Here is a 21,752-nt window from a genome sequence, read left to right on the forward strand (position 1 = left end):
ATAAGGCTATTTTTAAGATGATCCTAACACCTGTTTTAAATCTGACACTTGGTTGGTCCAAAGCATTTTAGATTCATCAATTTCATCATCTTCCGCAAAGTCCGTTATAAATAACGAAACATCTTTAGTGATTTCATCAACAATTATTTTCATTTCAAAAAAGCTATCATCTTCTGCTTCATCCCAAGCAAAACGTACAAACTCGTCTGTTTTTCTTTTTAATAATTTAGCTTCTTCTTCAGCTCCGTCCCATATAAATGTAAACTTTTCACCTCTAGAGTTCACATTATCTGCAAACCATTCTGATAAGCCAGATGGCGTTGCCAAGTATTGATATAACATCTGTGGTGAAGACTGAATTACAAACTCTATTTCAAATTTTATTTTATCGCTCATGTGCATGCTACTTTAATACGGGCAATATATATATTTCTAAATGATAAAAAAATAAATGACGAGTATTATTTTTTTAATCAACTTTTGTTGAAGAACAAATAAATTACCACTATATTTGCAGCCGTTTAAAAATAATATGGCGAGGTAGCTCAGTTGGTTAGAGCGTCGGATTCATAACCCGGAGGTCGGGGGATCGTGCCCCCCTCTCGCTACAGATTAAAAGGCACAATGTAAGCGGTTTAGTTAATTCTAAACCGCTTTTTTTATACTCAAATCTCATCCTTAGGTAAATAGAACACAAGACTGAACACGTTTGATTTATGTATAAAAGATACTATAGCAGTAATTCTTAATGACAGATTTTTAATCAAAGAAAAAATATTTAACCAAAAAAATAAATTCTAGAGACATTTATTTCGATAAAGTCCTCTTTTAAGTAAAATACTTTTGGTAAAATTTGATTTCAAAAAAATAAGAAACCTTTCTTGTTCATCAGTAAAGTAATTAGTTGATTTTAATGCATCTATTAATAGAGTTTAATGGAATTTTCAACAATTCCTTTCTATTCTAAGCAATCAATTTAGGTTTTATAGACATTATTGAGAAAAATTTAATGATTTATAGTATATCATTAATAATGTGGTATTCGTAATTTGTTATTCACGATCAAGATACCTTTAAATTTTCATTATGATAAATATTTCTTAACCTTATCAAAAGTAGAAAACAATATTTCAGAAATAAGTTACTCAGTTATCACCTATATTAATAATCTATGTATTATTTGATACTATAATACCTATAGAAAAAGATAGAATAGACCATATATATGTTTTCAAAATCCATTAAAAACTCAAAAAAATTATAGTTTTCATGTATCATGTGCTTCTCAGTGTGTTGTTATATTTTAGATTGAAAAGATTCACATAATCATTGCGTAGATTGTACGGTAAGCGATTACGCATCTACTCCCAAAACATTTAATCAATATTTTTAAAATTTTAATTTAATAAGAACTGATTATCTCTTTTTAGACAAGTAAAAAAATCAATTTGTAAATTTAAATACTTGTTGATTTGGGTATTTATGCTATATTGAAAATTAGTTGGACAAAATCTACACCAATAAATCTTATTCCACTAAAACAATAATTACAGTTTCTACTTTATATAATGACGCAAAAAAAAATGACCATTAAAGATATTGCCAAGCTAGCCGGTGTATCTAAAGGTACTGTAGATAGAGTATTACACAAAAGAGGAAAAGTCTCTAAGGAAGCATTAGAGAAAGTAGAGAAAATTTTAAAAGAAATTGAATATCAACCAAACCCTATAGCTAGGAATCTTAAAGAAAATAAAGTTTATAGAATTTCTATTTTAATACCAGATTACGAAATAGATATTTTTTGGAAACCAGCTCATGAAGGCATCAAAGAAGCCGAGAAAGAATTTGGACCATTTGGCGTACTTGTAGAGAAATTTATATACAACCCGTTTCAAAAAGAAGATTTTCATCAAAAATCTATTGAAGCTATAAGTGTTTCTCCCAATTTACTTTTAATAATTCCCCTATTTGAAAAAGAATTTTTTTTGATAAGTAAAACGTGTAAAAAGAAAAATATAAAAGTTGCACTCTTCAACAATCATATAAAATCTAAAAATGCTGAAAGTTATGTTGGTCAAGATTTAGTGCAGAGTGGCAAAATAGCTGCAGATTTAATTTATAAAACCTCAAAATCAAAATGTGATATAGGCATTGTACATATTAATTTAGAACCACACCTTCTACTTAAAGAAAAAGGTTTTAAAAATTACTTTACAGAAAAAAATAGCAGTTTTCGTATTTTAGAATCGATAAACTTCGAAATGAACAACCCAACTAAATTCGTTAATGACATTACCAAATATTTAAAAGAACATCCCAAATTAGGTGCTTTATTTATTACGAACTCCCATGTTCATGAAGTTGCTGAAATTGTTTCAAAAATTAATAAAGATTGTGCTATTGTTGGTTATGATTTAATCCCTGAAAATGTCACTTACTTAAAAAAGGGGAAAATTAACTTTCTTATTCACCAAAGACCCAAAGAACAGGCATATCTAAGCATAAGCTACTATGCCGAATACTTCTTGTTTGGCAAAAAAGTTCCCATTAGCAATCTACTTCCTATAGATATTATTACCAGCGAAAATGTAGATTATTATTTGTAACTAATCAATTACTATAAAATATTCATCTTTTTAGCATAAAATAAACACAATCCTAAAATTATAGTGTGTTCGAGCACATTTTAACGTTAATCTACTCGCACATTAGATAATTAAGTTTACATTCACATTACTTTAAGAGAATATTTAGAACCAAAATCTTTTTAAATTTAACATTATGATGAAAAAAATTTTCATGTTCTTCGTACTAATTATGGGGGCTTTCCCCGTTTTAGCACAAGATAAAATGGTGACTGGTGTAGTCACCGATGCTAACGACGGAGTGCCGCTACCAGGTGTAAATGTTCTGGTACAAGGAACTACGAATGGTACACAAACCGATTTTGATGGTATTTACACTATCAGTGCTTCTGAAGGTGATGTATTAGTCTTTTCTTATATAGGCACAAAAACACAAAACATTACAATAGGTACTTCTAATACAATAGACGTTGCCATGGCAGAAGATGCTAGTCAACTAGACGAAGTTGTTGTAACGGCCCTAGGTATTAAAAGACAAAAAAAATCTTTAACCTATGCTACCCAAGGTGTTGATACTAAAAGTATTGATGAGGCAAGACCACAGCAAGATTTGGTAAACAGTTTACAGGGTAAAGTAGCTGGTCTATCTATACAAACATCAGGTAGTGGTGTTAGTGGGTCATCAAAAGTAGTTTTAAGAGGTAACCGTTCTATTGCTGGTAGTAGCCAAGCTTTATATATTGTAGATGGTGTACCTTTAGGAGGAGATATCTCTAACTTAAGTCCAGATGATATTGCTTCTATAAATGTTTTAAAGGGAGCAAATGCAGCTGCACTTTATGGTGCAAGAGCTAACAATGGAGCAATTCTTATTACTACAAAAACAGGAACCAGCGATGTTACTACAATTGATTTTAGTACTACAGTTACTGCTAATACAGGTAATATTATGTATGACTACCAAAATGAATATGGTCAAGGTAGTGCCGGTGTGTTTAACCCAACGTCTACAGGTTCTTGGGGACCAAGTTTTGATGGATCTTCTGTAGTAAACTGGTCTCCTAGTCCAGATATAACACAGAGCTTACCTTATACATCACAGTCTAACAATGTTAATGACTTTATGCAAACAGGTATCAATATTGCCAATAACGTTTCTATTAGAACAGGTAACGAGAAAGTAAGAACATTTTTTGGTTATACTAATGAAAATAGAGAAGGTATTGTTGCTGGTAATGAATTAGCAAGACATAATGTTACCTTAAAAATAGATAACAAAATGTTCGATGATAAAATTGAACTAAGTGCCAAGGTAAATTACATTAGAACCGAAACAGACAACATCTTAGATACCGGTGAAGCCTTTACCAATCCATGGAGACATGCTTATAGGTTGCCAAGAAACATACGTACTGTTGATGCAAAAGTATTTGAATATACTGCAACAGATGGTAACGTATTACAAAACTACTGGAAACCAGGTGATAATGGTGGCGCCAATCCTTATTGGACTATAAACCGTAACCTTAATGAAAGTGTTAATGATAGAGTTATTGGTTATGCTTCGTTAAAATATAATTTTAATGACAACCTAAGTCTAATGGTACGTACTGCTGTAGATAACAGTACAACATTTAGAGAAGATAGAGATTACAATGATTCTTATATAGTGGCAGATAATGGTGATTATGAAACAACAAATACTATCTCTATTGAATGGAACTCAGATTTCTTATTAAGTTATAACAAAGAAATAAACGACGATTTTAATTTCAACATTAATTTAGGTGGCAATAGCCGTATGGCTGAAGACAAATATGTTTTCACAGATAACCAAGGTTTAAACGCTCCAAACATTTTTGCTATAAGTAATGCATTGACATTAACAGCAGAACAAGATTTTAACAAAGAAAAAGTAAATTCTCTTTATACTTTTGGGCAAGTTGGTTATAAAGATGCTTTATTTTTAGACTTAACATATAGAAGCGATTGGAGTTCAACTTTACCTTTTGAAAACAATAGATTTGATTATTACTCCGCTGGTTTAAGTGCTGTTATTTCTGATATGTTCACAATGCCAGAGCCTATTTCATACCTAAAATTTAGAGGTTCTTATGCAGAAGTTGGTAACGACACTAACCCTTACGCAATTTTCCGTACAGCAAATACAGTAGCTGGTGGTTTTGTTCAATTAGAAGCTTCTCAACCAAATACAGATTTAAAACCAGAACGTACACAATCATTAGAATTTGGTGTTGATGCACGCTTTTTCAATAATCGTTTAGGTTTAGACTTTACATACTATAAGAGTAATAGTATTGACCAATTATTTCCAGTAAGTGTTGATCCAGCATTTGGGTTCAGTACTAGGTTCGTAAATGGTGGAGATATTCAAAATAAAGGTATTGAAGCTATCTTAACGGGTACACCAATACAGACTAATGATTTTAGTTGGAATGTTTCTGTAAACTTTAGTAAAAACGATAGTGAAGTACTACGCTTAGCTAATAACTTAGAATCATTGGTATTAGAATCTGGCAACCCATTCTTTAGACAATTTGAATTAAATGTTGGTGATCCCTGGGGTAACATGTATTCAAGAGGTTTTGTAAGAGATGACCAAGGAAGAGTTTTAGTAAATGATGATGGAACACCACAAGTAACAGATGGTAAAGATGTATTAATTGGCAACTACAATCCAGATTGGTTAGGTGGTATTAGTAATTCTTTTCGTTACAAAAACCTTAGTTTGAGTTTCTTAATTGATATTCGCCAAGGGGGTGTTGTGGGATCACTTACCAATGCAATATTAGCTTCAGACGGTGCTTTACAAGCTACAACAATAGGTCGTGATGGCACTTTGGTTTTCGGAGACAATGTATTTAGTGGATTAGAAGTAGTGAAGTCTGATGGTTCTACCAATGATATCCAAACAGATGCTGAAACATTCTGGACTGCAATTGGTGGTAGAAACGCACCAGTGGGTGAAGCATTCGTTGAAGATGCATCTAACATTAGAATGAGAGAAATTACCTTAGGTTATAGCTTACCTTCCACTCTAATAGATAAAACTCCTTTTAGAAATATAAAACTAACCTTAGTGGGTAGAAACCTTTTCTTTATTTATAACAATGCGAGTATAGATCCAGAGGTTATAACAGATCCTTCTCTATCCAGTTCTGATGGTTATGAATCTTTTTCACCACCTACTACAAGAAGTTTAGGTCTAAATCTAAAGTTCGGATTTTAAAAAATTGTACATCTAAAATATGAAATTCATGAAAAATATAAGTTTATTCCTTGGTCTGGTCTTGCTTCTAGCAGGCTGTACCGGTGATTTTGAAGAAACAAATACAGACCCGTTGTCTTTTGCTATACCAGCAATTGAAGAAAGTGAATTATTACAAGGTCAAGCTTTTGCACAAGCACAGTATACTACTATGTTTGGTCAAGATTGGAGATTTCAAATTGGTGAAAATCTTTTTGCGGATATCTGGTGTCAGTATTTTGCAACCACAGCATCAGGTTTTGATTCGGACCGATATGTACAAGTAGGTGGCTGGGCCGATTTGGCTTGGACTTCTTTTTATGAAGAGTCTTTACCTCAAATAATTTTAGTGGAAGATGCTACTGAGGCTACAGGTAATGTAGTAGGTAATGCAATGATTAAAATATGGAAAGTAAATGCTTTTCATAGAATCACAGATTACTGGGGACCAATTCCATATTTAGAAGTTGGTAATACAGAATTAGAAGCCATACCTTATGATTCTCAAGAGGATATTTACAGAAGTTTCTTTGTAACTCTTGATGAAGCCGTTGAACAACTAAATGCCAATTTAGATCAAGTTGCTTTTACTAGTGGCGACCGTACTTATGGTGGTGACCCTGCAAAATGGCTAACCTTTGCAAATAGCCTTCGTCTACGTTTAGCTTTAAGAGTTAAATATGTAGATCCGGTATTAGCGAAGACTGAAGCTGAAAAAGCTGTAGCTGCAGGTGTATTTATGACAAATGATGAGAATGCATACGTATCTGTAGATGAGACAAACAGAAACCCATTGGAGACTATTACAGACTGGGGAGAATTTAGAATGAGTGCAACTATGGAAAGTATTCTAGAAGGATATGAAGATCCACGTTTACCACAGTACTTCGCTCCTGCTATAGAAGGTGATAGTGATGGCGATGGCAGTTCTTATGAAGGGTTATTGAACGGACAAACTAAAGTTTCATTAGAGACTAGCAAAAATGCTAGCCATTCTGACCTTGCTACTAAATATATCGACGTTGCCTTAGGTGGTGAAAATCCTCCAATAGAAGTATTAACAGCTGCAGAAGTATACTTTTTACGTGCAGAAGGTGCCTTAGAGGGTTGGGCAATGGGCGGCAGCGCAGAAGAGCTTTACGGCTTAGGAATTACAACTTCTATGGAGCATAGAGAAGTTGGTGATGCTACATCTATTGCTGCATATATTGCTAGTACCAATACACCTATAGCTTTTGAAGCAGGTGCACAACCGGTAGCTGATATACCTGTAGCATTTGGTACAGATCCGGAAATACAATTAGAGCAAATTATTACTCAAAAATGGTTAGCATTATACCCTAATGGTTGGGAAGCTTGGGCAGAACTTAGAAGAACAGGTTACCCAAAACAATATGCTCGTGTACAATCAGAAAATGCTGATGTTGCTGTAGATGAAATTATGAGAAGAATGGTTTATGTTTCTTCGCAATTTGATACAAACTTTGAATCTGTATCAACAGCTATTAATGGTACAGAACTTAACGGAGCTGACAATAATAACACCAAACTTTGGTGGGATAAAAAATAATCTTCCTCGGATTTTTTTTCAAAAAGCACCAACTTAAACATTGGTGCTTTTTTTTACTATTTTTTTCACACTATCTTAGAAGAGATCACCAAATTTTTTATATCAATGTATAGGTTATTTTCTTTCCTTATTTTACTCATTCTAGTCTTTTCATGTTCCACACAAGAAGAAAAGCTTTTTACCAAATTAGAAGCTAATGTCACAGGTATAAAGTTCAAGAATATTCTAAAAGAAACAGAAGCATTCAATGTTTTAGAATATGGTTATTTATATAATGGCGGCGGCGTATCAGTTGGTGATTTAAACAATGATGGCTTACAAGATATTTACTTTACCGGTAATATGGTTGGCAGTAGATTGTATATAAATAAAGGGAATTTTGAATTTGATGAAGTAGCAGAAAAAGCAGGAGTCTTTGCAGAAGGCCTTTGGAATACAGGCACAACAATGGCAGATGTAAATGGTGATGGATTGCTGGACATTTATGTATGTAGGTCTGCAGCACCTAGTCCTAAAATGCGTCAAAATTTATTATTTATAAATAATGGCGATTTAACTTTTACAGAAAGTGCCTCAAAATACGGACTAGCCAATTCTGGTTATTCCACACAAGCTTCTTTCTTTGACTATGATAAGGATGGAGATTTAGATGCTTACATCCTTAATCACTCCACACAAGAATATGCAGGTTTTGGTCAAATTACTGCTTCATTAAAGAAAAAAAACAATCCAGCATACTCAGATAAATTGTATCGTAATGATAATGGCAAGTTTAAAGACGTGAGCTCAGACGTTGGTTTAGTTTCTAATGTTCTAGGTTTTGGTTTAGGGGTTGCCATTTCTGATATTAATAACGACGGCTGGCCAGATATCTATGTATCCAACGATTATAACGAACAAGACTACCTCTATATCAATAATACAAATGGTTCGTTCTCTGAAAGTCTTGAGAAATATATTGGACATACATCACTATTTTCTATGGGTTCAGACATAGCCGATATCAATAATGATGGTTATATGGATATCATTACGTTAGACATGCTACCAGAAGGCAATTACCGTCAAAAGATGGTCTCTGGTCCAGATAATTATGACAAATACCAACTGCTAGTCAACTCAGGTTTTTACAACCAAACCATGCGTAATATGCTACAACTAAATAACAAAGGAGAATCCTTTTCAGAAATAGGTCAATTTTCTGGCATATCAAATACCGATTGGAGTTGGGCTTCACTTTTTGCAGATTTAGATAATGACGGTTACAAAGATGTTTTTATCACAAATGGATATAAAAGAGATTACACCAATATGGACTTCATAAATTTTGCTGTCCAAGAAAAATTAAAAGAGAATAAAACAGGAAAACAAACAGTAATCATGGAGTTACTGGAAAATTCTCCTGCTACAATTGAAGAAAATTACACGTATCAAAACAATGGAGACCTTACTTTTTCAAAAGTAAATTCAGCATGGGGATTAGATAACAAATCACTTTCTAACGGAGCTGCATATGCAGATTTAGATAATGATGGTGATTTAGATTTAATCGTCAATAATATAGAAGAAGAAGCTTTTATTTATCGAAATAATAGTGAAACGTTAAAAGAGCATAATTACCTAAGAATACAATTAAAAGGTGAAGGTTTAAATACATATGGTATTGGTTCAAAAATATCTATAACTACAAATGATCAAGTTTTTACCCAAGAAACCATGCCTACAAGAGGTTATCAATCTTCGGTAGATAATACGGTTGTCTTTGGTTTAGGAAAAAATGACACTATACAGAAGCTAACAATTATTTGGCCAGATTTTAAAGTACAAACACTGCAGAATATACCTAGCAACCAAACCATTAAACTACAACAAATTGATGCACAAAAACCCATTGCAATTGGTGAAACAAATGCTATAAAATATTTTGTTGATACATCAATAGATAGTCTAATTCCTTTCAAACATCAAGAAAACAATTATATAGATTTTAAAACAGAACAATTATTGCCTCATAAACTTTCTACTCAAGGTCCAAAAATGGCAAAAGGAGATGTAAATGGTGATAGTCTAGAAGATTTGTTTATTGCAGGTGCCAAAGGTCAAAGCGGACAAATATTAATACAACAAAATAATGGAGAATTTAGTATTGCCCTATCGGATTTAATAGATGACGCAATATCAGAAGATACAAATGCGCTCTTTTTCGATACTGATAATGATAAAGATTTAGATTTATATGTAGTTAGTGGTGGTAATGAATTTGAACAGAATGCTGCAGAATTACAAGATAGGCTGTACCTAAATAACGGTAAAGGTAAATTTACAAAATTGAGCAATGCATTACCAAACATGAAAACAAGCGGTGCTGTAGTCCGTGCTAACGATGTTGACAATGATGGAGATTTAGACTTGTTCGTTGGTGGAAGATTAGTACCTGGAAAATACCCAACAGCTCCAAAAAGTTATCTACTACAGAATGATGGTAAAGGTCATTTTACAGATGTTACAACGTCTATAAATGAAGAATTAAATCATATAGGGATGATTACAGATGCCTTATGGAGCGATTTTAGTGGAGATGGTATTGAAGATTTAATCATAGTTGGTGAGTTTATGGCTATTCGTTTGTTCGAAAATAAAAGTGGCAAACTAACCGAAATCAAAAACTCAACCCTAAATAATACAAAAGGATGGTGGAATACTATTAAGCCTGGTGATTTCGACAATGATGGTGATACTGATTATATCGTCGGTAATTTTGGTTTAAACTCCCAATTAAAAGCTTCTGAAGAAGAACCCGTTCTGCTGTATGTCAAGGATTTTGATGAAAACGGTTCACTAGACCCTATATTAACTTCATATATAAAAGGAGAAAGCTATCCTGTTTTCTCGAAGGATGATTTAATTGGTCAACTCAGCTATTTAAAAGGAAAATACATTAATTACTCAGATTACGCGGACCAAAAAATTTCAGATATTTTCACTGCAGAAGAATTAAATAACACCAATATACTAGAAGCCAATTACTTTGCTAGTAGTTATATAGAAAATCTTGGTGAAAATAATTTTAAAATAACGCCCCTACCCGCTTCTACCCAATTTGCTCCTATCTACGGTATTCTTATAGATGACTTTAATGAAGATGGCAATTTAGATGTACTTATGGCTGGCAACTTTTTTGGCACTAGAGTTAAATATGGCAGGTATGATGCCAATAAAGGCAGCTTTCTTTTAGGCGATGGAAAAGGAGATTTTAAAGCTATTGACCAAAAGAAAAGTGGACTCAATATAGATGGTGAAGTAAGGGATATTAAAGCCATCATTAACGCGGACAAAGAACCAGTTATCATATTTTCAAGAAACAATCAAATTCCTAGAACGTATAAACTTAATTTTTAATGCGAACACAAATTCAGATTATCTTAGTATTATTGATTAGTGGGCTTTATAGTTCTACCACGGCACAATCTATCTCAATTAAAGAAGAAATACTATCATTGGAAACCTATGGTTTTAGTGAACCTAACCCTGTACCCATATCGGCTGAAAACCCGAAAATAATTCCCTATTTTAAATTTGAAAGATACGAGCATACATCTAAAAAGCAAGAATGGAAAGTTGTAACCTTAGAAAATGATTATATAAAAGTGCAAATACTTCCAGAAATTGGTGGTAAAATTTGGGGTGCTATTGAAAAGAGTACAGGAGAGGAATTTTTATATAAAAATGAAGTAATAAAATTTAGAAATATTGCCATGCGAGGTCCTTGGACTTCTGGCGGTATTGAGTTTAATTTTGGTATCATTGGTCACCACCCTTCAACAGCAACTCCAGTAGATTATATAACTAAAACTAATTTAGATGGAAGTGTCAGTTGTATTGTAAGCAATATAGATTTACCATCAAATACAAAATGGACCGTAGAGATTAAGTTAGAAAAAGATAAAGCGTATTTTGAAACCAATGCATATTGGTACAATGCCTCTCCTCTAACTACATCTTATTATAATTGGATGACCGGGGCTGCTAAAGCAAGTAATGACTTGGAATTTTTCATTCCTGGCAATAAGCATTTAGAACATAATGGAAATTCACATTCATGGCCAATAGATAAAGAAAAGCACAACCTAGCCATGTACAATGAAAATAAATTTGGCTCTTCTAAATCTTATCATATTGTAGGTGAGTTTGATGATTTTTTTGGAGGATATTATCATGACACAGAATTTGGTTTTGGACATTGGTCTTTATATGAAGAAATGCCAGGGCAAAAACTTTGGTTATGGGCATTATCTAGATCTGGCGGAATTTGGGAAGATTTATTAACTGATACAGATGGGCAATATATTGAATTTCAAGCGGGAAGACTTTTTGACCAATACCAACCTACTAATGCCGTTAACCCAATTAGTCAAGTAGGTTTCGACCCCTATATGATGGACAAATGGAGCGAAATTTGGTTTCCATTTAAGCAAATTGGCGGTATGGTTGATGCTTCACCAGAAGGTGTTTTAAATGTAGAAACTGTAGATGGAGAAACCTATATAAAAGTAAATGCTTTACAAAATTTAGACACTAAAATTCAAATTTTTAATGGTCAAGAAACCATTATAGAAACTCTGAATTTAAAGCCCATGGAAATTTATTCTAAAAAAATAGTCACAACAACACCGGCAAATGTCGAAGTATCTGTATTGGGTACTGAGTTAGAATATAAGCCTATAAATAAGCCGAAGGATTTAAAAAGACCTTTTTTCTCTGATAAGGATTTAAATGTTTCTGAAACAGAAAAATTACTTTTTGCAGGTATCGAAGCTATAGAATACCGTGAATATAAAAAGGCAGAAGAACACCTTAAAAACTTACTTAATATTGACCCTTCTCATAGCGTTGCCCTAACCAAATTGGCGGAACTAGAATATCGAAAAAGTAATTATAATGATGCATTAACATATGCAAACACCGTTTTAAGAATGGACACCTATAATGCAAGTGCTAACTACATGGCAGGTATAGCATATAGAGCAAATAATGATACCGTTAATGCATTAGAATCTTTAGGGTGGGCAGCTCGCGATATTAAATTCAGGTCGGTATCTTATGCACAAATAGCCGAGTTATATTTAGCTAACAAACAACTAACACGTGCCGAAACCTACGCACAGAAAGCCTTAGATTTTAATACGTATAACGTGAACGCAAGAGAAGTATTATTACTTGCCGCAAACGCAAAAAATGACAGTAAAGCTCTTGGTAAGACAAAAGAGGACTTAATACATATAGACCCATTAAACTATCTTATTGCTCTTGAAAACAAAAGTTCAAATACAATTGTTAATGATTTGAATATACAAAATGAATTTAAAGAAGAATCTTTTTTAACTATTGCACTACGTTACAAAGAGCTGGGTTTTGACCAAAAAGCAATTGAAGCTCTATCTATGAGTAAAGAAACCGTAAAAAATCAATTGTGGTTGGCTTTTTTAAAAAAAATTACAAGTCCTCATGAAAGTGAAGTCTTGTTAAATTCAGCTATTAATAAGCAAGTTGATTTTGTATTCCCTTATCGCAGAGAAACTATTCCTGTTCTTAACTGGGCTAGCGCCAAAAATGACAATTGGAAACTAAGATATTACTTAGCTCAAAACTATATTGCAGTAGGCTTAAAGAGCAAAGGTATTACTATCTTAGAAAAATTAAAAAATACACCCAACTCCCCTATTTTTTATCAATTTAGAGCTAAACTTCTGCAATCTAAGTTAGATGAAAACTCAAAAAAACTAGCTATTACTGATTTACAAAGAGCGTTAGATTTACAACCAAATAATTGGAAGATTTGGGAAGAAAATATTCTGCTATATCAAAATATTGGAGATTTTGAAAAAGCCTATAATCTTTCTAAAAAAGCAACTAAAAAATTCCCTGAAAACTATAACATAGCTTTGGCACATGCCAAATCTTTATTAAGTTTAGAAGAATACAGTGAAGTAGCAATAATACTCGAAAATATTAATGTACTTCCTTTTGAGCTAGCTAATGAAAGTAGAAAAATTTATGAAAAAACATACCAGGCACTAGCCTTAAATGCTATTTTAAAAAAGAATTATATCGAAGCAAAAGCCATATTAGAAAAAGCTAAACAATGGCCTGAAAATATTGGTGTAGGCAAACCATACTCACCAGATGAAAGAATTACAGATTATTTACTTGCAATAACACTTAATAAGCTTAACGAAACAGTCAAAAGTAAAGCACTATTAAATTCCGCTGTTACATATACTAAAAGCCACTATACAAGAAATACTACAAACCATCTTGCAGGCTTATTAGCTGCTAAACAGCTTCACCTTAACAAGAAGGAACTTGAGAACTTATTAAATAAAACAGATGGCGTACTTAGTAAAATAGCTATTGCTATTTTCAACAATGATACGGATGCTGTAGACATACTTAGGGCTCAAAAAAACATATCAGAATTAGAGCTAGAGCAACTAAGGTTATTAAGTAAACTTTAAATAAAACAACCTTCTATAGCCATTCTTCAAAATAAGCACTTTTTAAACAAATTATTGATGCTGTTCAATACTAACAACATCTATATATGAAAAAAATAACTGAGCATAACAAGAATTATATAGAAGATGGAAGGAGTACATCAGGTCGTTAAATTAATTTAAAGAGCAACAAAGTTTGTTTGCACCTATTTTAAATACTTTAATAGCGAAAGAAGAATGTATAAATAACTTTTACAAAACTAGTCCTTTAAATAAATAACGCACTAGTGTTGCTGCTTTTAAAGATGGTGACGATTATATTTTAAAATAATCGTTGATTTAAACAAAGGAACAAATTTATAACTAAACTTTCGCTATGCGACCTGATAATTTAAACACATATTAAGTAATCAATTCTTATACTGAACTACAAATCTAAAGTAAACCCAAAGCTCACATTAGAAGACCGGTCGTCTTCTAGATCAGAGTTAAAATTAATTACAGCATAGTTGTAGAGTGCAGAAAAACTGATTCTTTTGGTGAGTGGCATTTGAGCCTTGAACTGACTTAGTATTCTATGATTGCTTATATTATCATATAACGGTTGAAAATAAAATGTACCCGTAATATCTAAATTAACTTTTTTAAAATTTTGATTTAGGGAAAGGTAACTGCTATTTCTATGGTTATAAAATTTCTGATCGGTCGTGGCCACAGATTCAATTTCATAGATATATAAATTTCCTAAATAGGCAAGAGTACCAGATTTATCGAAAATTTTAAGACGTAAGCCTACCCCTAAAAGATTTCTATCTGAAATGGTCAAATTCTCATTACTTTGATTTTGCACAAAAGCCTCAAAACGAACTACATCTGTTATTTTCTGATTAAAACGAGCATGTAAAAAATAAGAATTTTGAAAATCTTCATCCTTTGATCTTATTAAGCTCACATTACCTATCAAAAAATAGATACTTTTTAGATTCTTGGACTTAAATTGAGTGGCAACATTGGATTTTACCTGCAGAATATATTCCCCATTGTTATCGGTATAATTAAACAGCAAGTCGCTATTCAAAACAAACCTCAACGAATCTGTATGCATTCGTTTAGATTCTATATTAACTAATTGAGCATTAGCAGAAATACTCATAAAACTTATAGAAACAATAAAAATGGATAAAATAAACTTCATACAATATTTTAGAAATAGCCTTTCAAATACTCTTAATTCAGGTGTCACAAAATTATTGCAAAATCTTTTCTAAGAGAAGACTATTTCAAGTCTATTTTAACAAGGTTTAAAGTTTAGCTTACTTCTAAAGTGGATGTAATTAGAAATTAAAACCTAAACTAAATACTAAACGATTTCCGTCATCGCCGTGGTACAATCCTAAATTGCCGGTAAGTGCACTAAATCCAGAAATCCACACAGACCCGCCATAATCGTTATGCCATTTTGAAGAATTATCATTATCTGACCATACACGCCCATAATCAAACCCGGCACTAACTCCCATTTGTATAGGAATAAAATTAGTTCTAAAACGGGTTACTCCTACCCTTAGGTCTGTACTTTGATAAAATGATGATTTACCATTAAATCGTTCGTTTCTATAAGCGCGCAAACTAGTGTTACCACCTATTACAGATCCATGATAAAATTCATAATCATCACCAAAAATTGCTTTACCGGCTACTTTGGTTGCCAGCACCGCTATACCACTTGGGTGCAATGGGTATGTTAATGCCAAAGAAGGTGCTACATATGCAAATCTATTATCATAACCATTTATTGTAGTGGTATAACCAGCAGCTATATCTGCAGACATTGCTCTATTAGGAAATGCGGGATCATTTTCATTCTTATAACCGTAGCCCAATTCACCCGTTACATATAACTGTTGCTCATATACATCATTGTCAGCTGCAAATACTTGCCCAACCAACCTTTCATCATCATTAGAAACATCAAAAGACTCTAAAGATGATTTTAAGTAATAACTACTGCTCGCACTTTTTCGGATTAGATAAGGAGAGAAATTCCATTGTCTAATACGCACCCTATTATAATCGCGATCCTGATCTCTATCATATTGAGAATCATTACCAGAACCAAAATAATTCATAGTAAAATTAGGACTAGCGTATCTAGCATCAAATCCTAAATTCCATTTATAAAATACATTAGCAAATTCTGCATTATACTCTAATGCAAATCCATTGGTGGCAAAATAATATTCCGCACCTATGGTATGCTGAGACTTAAATGGGTTATTGGCAAGACCATATGTAGTAAAACGGTCTTTAAGTCCTATTCTAAAACCGGTGTCACCATCATAACCAACACTTGGAAAAACAATATTCTCATTATACTTTCTTTTTTGATAATCATAGGTATTAATATCATAAGAATCCGTTAGCCATTTTTTTGAACTTTTGTTTACAATAGTATTCTTCTTACTCTTATAATCATACAGTTTTACTTTTTTCGTATTCTCAAAATCATAAGTATCATTTTTCTTGCCACCAATAATCCTCACATTAATTAAATTGGAACCTTCTCCCTCCACTTTAAAGGAATCTTGACCATCAAGCCCATATATCCAAATTTCTTTAGTTTGGTCTTTGTAATAAGCGTTATTAAAAATTAGAGTGTCATGAGCAATGGTTATTTCTGTTTCCCCATTATTCTTTCTCGTTATTAAAAAATTATCATCGTCCTCAGTACCTAATATCACTTCAAAATTATTCAAGTATTCATAATACTTTTTCGCGATTTGCTCTAGCTTATCTCTTCTTGATTTTAAATTCTCTTTTATAGTTACTATACTATTGTCTTGCGCAGCTTTAGGTAAAGAACTAAAAGCGGCTTCTATCTCGTCGTCAGATAAATGTTCTTGTATAAATTTTACTTCATCTTTCCAATCTGCCCACTTTGCTGTCTTTATAAAGGTCTTATCTAACGGATATCCAGAAAGATTAAACCACTTAACGTTCTTTACATCAGCATCATAAGATTCCATTTTTCGTAGCAGTGGAAATGTAAATTTCAGCAAACCGATAATAGTACCATCATACTTAGGAAAAGCCTGGTCCCAATCTCGTGGTATTGGTTCATATCTTTTTTTACCATCTTCTGTTTTAAATTGCGCCCAACGCCATTGATCTTGATGACGATCCCAATTGCCCACCAACATATCAAACAAACGAGCACGAATAAAACTTGGTTCATCTACATAAGAATCCTTAGTCTCCATTAGCTCTAAACGAAGATCCGTAGTACTAATAATTTCATCTGGGTTACCAAAGGTCTCAAAATCTTTATTTTCGTCACCGGCATGTTCTTCTAACATAAATAGGGCATTGCCATAATCTTCGTTATAAATGCCCAAACCTTTCTGTTTAGGTACATAATATATTTCAGGATTTGCATGCAATACATCTAGGCTTTCAGACAAATCGTTCATGGCAAATTGTGCGTAAGGATGTGCAGTAGTATAAAAATCCATTAAATAGCGTTGAGCTACAGTATTTTTAAGGTAATCTTCTACATAATGATTATCTATTGCATTTGTCTGTAGAAAGCGTAATGCACTCTTGCGCAGCGCCCTCAATGTATATTCATTTTCATTATCATCTATAAGTCTTAAAGATCTTGACTGCGTTCCCCCGCCCTCTGATATTGGTCTTACGTTATCTGGTAACTCATCTATTTGTAAAATAGGCGCCACAATTTCTTTACTATATAAGCTTCTATAGTGATCGCCCCAAAACCATTTATAAAATCCGCTTTTGTCTGTTTCCTCATCAGTGTAAATAGCAGATTTTGCAGTTGTAGCTCCAGTTCTTTCAGGGTAAGAAACCTCATCAATAGATAAGCGCTCTCTTTTAATCTCTTTGGTAAAGACCGCTTTAGATTCATTATTTACTTCTACAAGTTCTACTACAGAACTACCATCTTTATAAATACTTAATTTAGCATACCCATTTGACTCAGATTCAAAATGGTCATCTTTTGAAGCTCTTGCTCTTTCTGTTTTACCCACCGCTCCACTTATAATTTGCGGAATGCCGTCATCTTCTAAGTACTGTAAATTTCTGTCTTTACCAGAAACGAAAATAACATCGTTAAACTGGCTAGCAATAGTTTCCATTCTACCACGTAAATTTCTATTCTCTTTATTTTGATAAGATTGAGGTGTAAAGCCGCCCATTTTATCTACTACAGAAATCTTAGAATTACTCATTACGGGTTGGTATACGGCAACAATGACCGTTTTCCCTTGACTATCCTTTAAATCATCTTTAAACTCCGCCAGAAATTGGTCTCTGGTCTTGTGTTCACATTTTTGATTTATGTAAGGGTGATCATCCCAATCTTCAAGAAACCACTGAGAATCTACCATTTCAAGAACAACATCATCATTTATAGTTTCTCGTTCAATAGGGCAGCCATCGTTAGGCCAAAATTTTGCCTTGCTATTATCTTGCAAGAAAGATTCTAGATCATCAATACTTTGTGGTGCTCCCGTTTGCCATTCATTCTGTCCTGGGGTTATAATTACATTGCCATTAAAATTATCCCATATACTCATCAAAGGCTTTAAATAGTTCTTTGCTATACCTTGCTCTTCATCCTTTTCTGAAAATCCTTTTTTATTGACAGTGTTACCCAGTAATAATAGAGTGGCATTTTCGTCATTCTTAGATGCCAAATTAATCTCTTCCAATACCTTCTGTGCATTTTCAAAAGGAACATTACCGACATTTGAAGTCATGTAAAAAGTATGGGAAACCTCTTTAGAATGTGTAGATTTTGATTCTTCTGTAGTTTGAGAAAACAGAGAACCATTTACCAAAAAAAATATAAAAATTATGATATGAATACGCATGTAGAGTGTTTGTTTGGTTGATGAACTGTCCATACAAAAATACGTTGACCATGCTATGGCTCTTAACTCAAAAAGAATTTTAAGTAGCCATAAAAAACGCGGTACCGACTCCTTTTCATTTGGGCAAAAGGTTTATTATTTTTGAAGGCCGAAATAAGAATTATAAACCTACAGACTTTTAGCTTACAAAACCTTAATGCAGCATTTAAAAACTCACTACCATCCAGATATTATTTCTTTAGATAACAAAACGATTTTTACAAGACCGGCAACCAGATGCATTACTATGTCTGGAGATACTATCTTACTACTTTATACTGAACGATATGAAGACTATAGTTTACCGGGTGGTGGCTTAAATGAAGGTGAAGATAAAATTGAAGGTATGATTCGCGAACTGAGTGAAGAAACCGGAGCTTTAGATATAAGAAACATTAAACCTTTCGGTGTATATGAAGAATATAGACCTTGGCATAAATCAGATTTTGACATTCAACATATGATTTCTTATTGCTACACCTGTGATATTAATACAGTGTTAGGCGATTCTAAAATGGAACATTATGAAATTAAAAATGGTATGACCGCTAAGTGGGTAAATATATACGAAGCTATTGCACACAACAAGAAAACCATGCTTGAAAGTTCTAAAAAGGGAATGTCTATTGAAAGAGAAACTTTTCTATTAGAACTATTGGTAAAGCAAATGCCTTAAAAACTATTTGGCACTTTAAAATGCCGTCTATAATTAATTGAACAATATCTAATAAATGAAACACACCTTATTAAGCTTTTTAGTCTTAAGCATAGCTACACAATCTTTATTTGGGCAAACTGACCGCCAAAAAGAAGCGACAGAAGCATTTTATAAAAATGAAAAATTACAGAACATTAATTCTTGGTATTGGTTGTTTGGACCTTCTAATAGTCTTGAGACTAATGAAAAATATGATATTGTAAATTGGGAATTAGAAGATGGTGGCTGGTATATAGGTCAGGGTAGCAACCATAATTATAATGGTTATGGTATTCAACATAAGCCAAAAGAAAATAGTTACGTCTTCAGTAATTGGAAAGATACGAGCCCTAATGGATTGACCTTGTCACAAGGTTTAGATTATAGCTTTATGGGTACTTATACGAATGATGAAAAAAACGGATTCGGAATTACCAAATGGTCTAACTACAAACCATTTAGTAATGAAAACTATCAAAATGTTATAAAATATATTGGCGAATACAAAGATGGTATTTGGAGCGGATACGGAATCATCTATTTTAGAGATGGCAGTTACAAATCAGGTATTTTTATTGAAAGCATATTAAGTAAAGAATTACCAAAAATTGAAGTTTTAGAAGCGTTAGGGTTTTGATTTATAAATGCGTATAAATAAAAAAGGCAGCAATATTAAATTGCTGCCTTTTTCTTCATAAACAAAGAACCTACTCAATACCTTGAGCATCGCTAATGACACGGTCAATAAAATCTGTATTGATATATAAAAGCCTTGCAATGTTATACAACACGTTGACTTCGCTATCATCTATATGACCGTCAGCATAAGAGATTATAGATAGATCTCTTAGAATGTTCAGTTTTTGCATTACAGAAAGTACAATATGCAGATCATGTGTAAGCTGTTGCACTTCACTGATCATTTCATCTTCTGTAAGCCCCTTAATGGTCATCATACAGTTGGCGAAAATTTTAGGAGCCACAATACTACTTAAAGCTTGTATTTCAGAATCATCTACCACACCATCAGCATTAGATATTAAATAACCCCCTAAAAACATTAAACGCTGAATCTTCTCTGAATGCTCACCTTCTTCCTCTAGGTTTTCTGGCTCCATTAACGACATTATTCGTTTAATTTCTACCTCCATTGCCTCTTCGGTAATTTCGCCCGTAATACTATCATTGAAAGCGGCATAAGTTTCACTCTTGTTAAATAGCTCTAATGCTTTAATTCGTAATGGGCTAAATGGGTGACTACTGTACCAATCTGAAGGATCGTGGTTGGCATCATTTAAAACCTCCTCTAAATCTACAAACTGTTCTATATAAGAATTCAATTGAAAATCTAAAGAGTCTGTAGTTACACCAGATGATAGTTTAAAAAATGTACGCCCAACAGCTTCAAAATCTTGACAGCATAACAGACCTGCCCTATCTGCACTAATTTCTGCATTTCTGTTCCATGCATATAATTTCATGGCATGTATTGGTGCTAAATCATTTTCACCTGTATCTAAAATTTGCCTTACCGGATAATCAAAATGTTCAAATAGAACGTGACCAATCTCGTGCCCAACAACAAAGGTTAATTCATCTTTTGAAAATCGTTCTAAAATACCTGATGACAAAATAATATATAATTTATTATCATCTGGCGGATAACATGATGCACTAAACATATCATTCTGATAAACAAAAAATTCTATATCAGCTTTTAGCTTTAGTATATCTTTACAATGGTCTCCAATCTGATGAAGCATAGGCGCCAAAGTCTTAGTTAACCTTAGACTAGATTTTAATAAGTGCTTTCTTGATTTGAATTTTCCACTATTTTGATTTATTTTTTCTAACGTGCCTTGTATTAATTCATCTTGTTGAAACTCAATTACATAATCTCTATCACCATCATAAACCAATAAATTTAAATCTATATCTGTTCGTGTATTGGTATAAATTTCAGGTTCATCAGCTACGGTTTCCTTATGGTTCAAAGCATTTATCTCCTCTATTTTTTTGGTATATTCGGTTGCCAGTTCGGTAGTAATATTTTGAAAAACTACACTAGCTTCTTGTATTTTTTCAAGATTACCAGAAGCTTGCGCATCATTCAATTCGGTCAACATTCTTTCTTGTGCCGTATGTATTGCCGCCTGGTGTTCCTTTTCTAAATCTGCTAATGTTTGTGATGTATATGTATTCAT

General features: G+C 32.9%; 11 protein-coding genes and 1 tRNA gene. 8 read left to right on the plus strand and 4 right to left on the minus strand.

The window, feature by feature from the left end:
• Positions 1 to 12: 12 nt before the first annotated feature.
• Positions 13 to 396, minus strand: coding sequence for an START-like domain-containing protein (locus PXD56_RS09795; protein ID WP_036154073.1), 384 nt, complete (start codon positions 394 to 396; stop codon positions 13 to 15).
• Positions 397 to 534: 138 nt separating this feature from the next.
• Here PXD56_RS09795 and PXD56_RS09800 point away from each other — a divergent pair.
• From PXD56_RS09800 to PXD56_RS09825, 6 genes are all read left to right on the plus strand, one after another.
• A tRNA-Met gene (locus tag PXD56_RS09800) sits at positions 535 to 608 on the plus strand.
• Between the two features lie 960 nt (positions 609 to 1,568).
• Entirely contained in the window at positions 1,569 to 2,606 is a 1,038-nt protein-coding gene (locus PXD56_RS09805; protein WP_276493154.1) for a substrate-binding domain-containing protein, read from the plus strand.
• A gap of 175 nt (positions 2,607 to 2,781) precedes the next feature.
• Positions 2,782 to 5,835, plus strand: a complete 3,054-nt coding sequence (locus tag PXD56_RS09810) for a SusC/RagA family TonB-linked outer membrane protein (RefSeq protein ID WP_276493155.1) — start codon at positions 2,782 to 2,784, stop codon at positions 5,833 to 5,835.
• Between the two features lie 28 nt (positions 5,836 to 5,863).
• Entirely contained in the window at positions 5,864 to 7,423 is a 1,560-nt protein-coding gene (locus PXD56_RS09815; protein ID WP_276493156.1) for a SusD/RagB family nutrient-binding outer membrane lipoprotein, read from the plus strand.
• Between the two features lie 105 nt (positions 7,424 to 7,528).
• Positions 7,529 to 10,822 carry a VCBS repeat-containing protein gene (locus PXD56_RS09820; RefSeq protein ID WP_276493157.1) on the plus strand — a complete coding sequence of 1,098 codons (3,294 nt, stop codon included), beginning with the start codon at positions 7,529 to 7,531 and terminating at the stop codon, positions 10,820 to 10,822.
• Positions 10,822 to 13,938: a DUF5107 domain-containing protein gene (locus PXD56_RS09825; protein ID WP_276493158.1), complete on the plus strand. Its 3,117-nt coding sequence runs from the start codon at positions 10,822 to 10,824 to the stop codon at positions 13,936 to 13,938. Before PXD56_RS09820 ends, PXD56_RS09825 begins: the two co-directional genes overlap by 1 nt.
• A 406-nt stretch (positions 13,939 to 14,344) precedes the next feature.
• On the opposite strand, the gene PXD56_RS09830 is transcribed toward PXD56_RS09825, so the two are convergent.
• Both PXD56_RS09830 and PXD56_RS09835 read right to left on the minus strand, forming a co-directional pair.
• Positions 14,345 to 15,112: a DUF481 domain-containing protein gene (locus tag PXD56_RS09830; protein ID WP_276493159.1), complete on the minus strand. Its 768-nt coding sequence runs from the start codon at positions 15,110 to 15,112 to the stop codon at positions 14,345 to 14,347.
• A 139-nt stretch (positions 15,113 to 15,251) separates the two neighbouring features.
• Positions 15,252 to 18,845 (minus strand): BamA/TamA family outer membrane protein, encoded by a 3,594-nt coding sequence (locus tag PXD56_RS09835; protein WP_276493160.1) that lies wholly within the window; start codon positions 18,843 to 18,845, stop codon positions 15,252 to 15,254.
• Between the two features lie 163 nt (positions 18,846 to 19,008).
• Here PXD56_RS09835 and PXD56_RS09840 point away from each other — a divergent pair, with 163 nt between their 5' ends.
• Both PXD56_RS09840 and PXD56_RS09845 read left to right on the plus strand, forming a co-directional pair.
• On the plus strand, positions 19,009 to 19,527 hold the full coding sequence (locus PXD56_RS09840) for an NUDIX hydrolase (protein WP_276493161.1): 519 nt from the start codon (positions 19,009 to 19,011) through the stop codon (positions 19,525 to 19,527).
• A gap of 55 nt (positions 19,528 to 19,582) precedes the next feature.
• Positions 19,583 to 20,185 carry an MORN repeat-containing protein gene (locus PXD56_RS09845; protein ID WP_276493162.1) on the plus strand — a complete coding sequence of 201 codons (603 nt, stop codon included), beginning with the start codon at positions 19,583 to 19,585 and terminating at the stop codon, positions 20,183 to 20,185.
• Between the two features lie 70 nt (positions 20,186 to 20,255).
• On the opposite strand, the gene PXD56_RS09850 is transcribed toward PXD56_RS09845, so the two are convergent.
• Positions 20,256 to 21,752, minus strand: a complete 1,497-nt coding sequence (locus PXD56_RS09850) for a M48 family metallopeptidase (protein WP_276493163.1) — start codon at positions 21,750 to 21,752, stop codon at positions 20,256 to 20,258.

This window comes from Maribacter zhoushanensis, assembly GCF_029350975.1.
Lineage (GTDB): Bacteria > Bacteroidota > Bacteroidia > Flavobacteriales > Flavobacteriaceae > Maribacter > Maribacter zhoushanensis.

Bases quoted from the DNA above. Each gene is read 5' to 3' on its own strand.
- PXD56_RS09795 (WP_036154073.1), bottom strand. From the start codon at position 396: ATGAGCGATAAAATAAAATTTGAAATAGAGTTTGTAATTCAGTCTTCA.
- PXD56_RS09805 (WP_276493154.1), top strand. From the start codon at position 1,569: ATGACGCAAAAAAAAATGACCATTAAAGATATTGCCAAGCTAGCCGGT.
- PXD56_RS09810 (WP_276493155.1), top strand. From the start codon at position 2,782: ATGATGAAAAAAATTTTCATGTTCTTCGTACTAATTATGGGGGCTTTC.
- PXD56_RS09815 (WP_276493156.1), top strand. From the start codon at position 5,864: ATGAAAAATATAAGTTTATTCCTTGGTCTGGTCTTGCTTCTAGCAGGC.
- PXD56_RS09820 (WP_276493157.1), top strand. From the start codon at position 7,529: ATGTATAGGTTATTTTCTTTCCTTATTTTACTCATTCTAGTCTTTTCA.
- PXD56_RS09825 (WP_276493158.1), top strand. From the start codon at position 10,822: ATGCGAACACAAATTCAGATTATCTTAGTATTATTGATTAGTGGGCTT.
- PXD56_RS09830 (WP_276493159.1), bottom strand. From the start codon at position 15,112: ATGAAGTTTATTTTATCCATTTTTATTGTTTCTATAAGTTTTATGAGT.
- PXD56_RS09835 (WP_276493160.1), bottom strand. From the start codon at position 18,845: ATGGACAGTTCATCAACCAAACAAACACTCTACATGCGTATTCATATC.
- PXD56_RS09840 (WP_276493161.1), top strand. From the start codon at position 19,009: ATGCAGCATTTAAAAACTCACTACCATCCAGATATTATTTCTTTAGAT.
- PXD56_RS09845 (WP_276493162.1), top strand. From the start codon at position 19,583: ATGAAACACACCTTATTAAGCTTTTTAGTCTTAAGCATAGCTACACAA.
- PXD56_RS09850 (WP_276493163.1), bottom strand. From the start codon at position 21,752: ATGAATACATATACATCACAAACATTAGCAGATTTAGAAAAGGAACAC.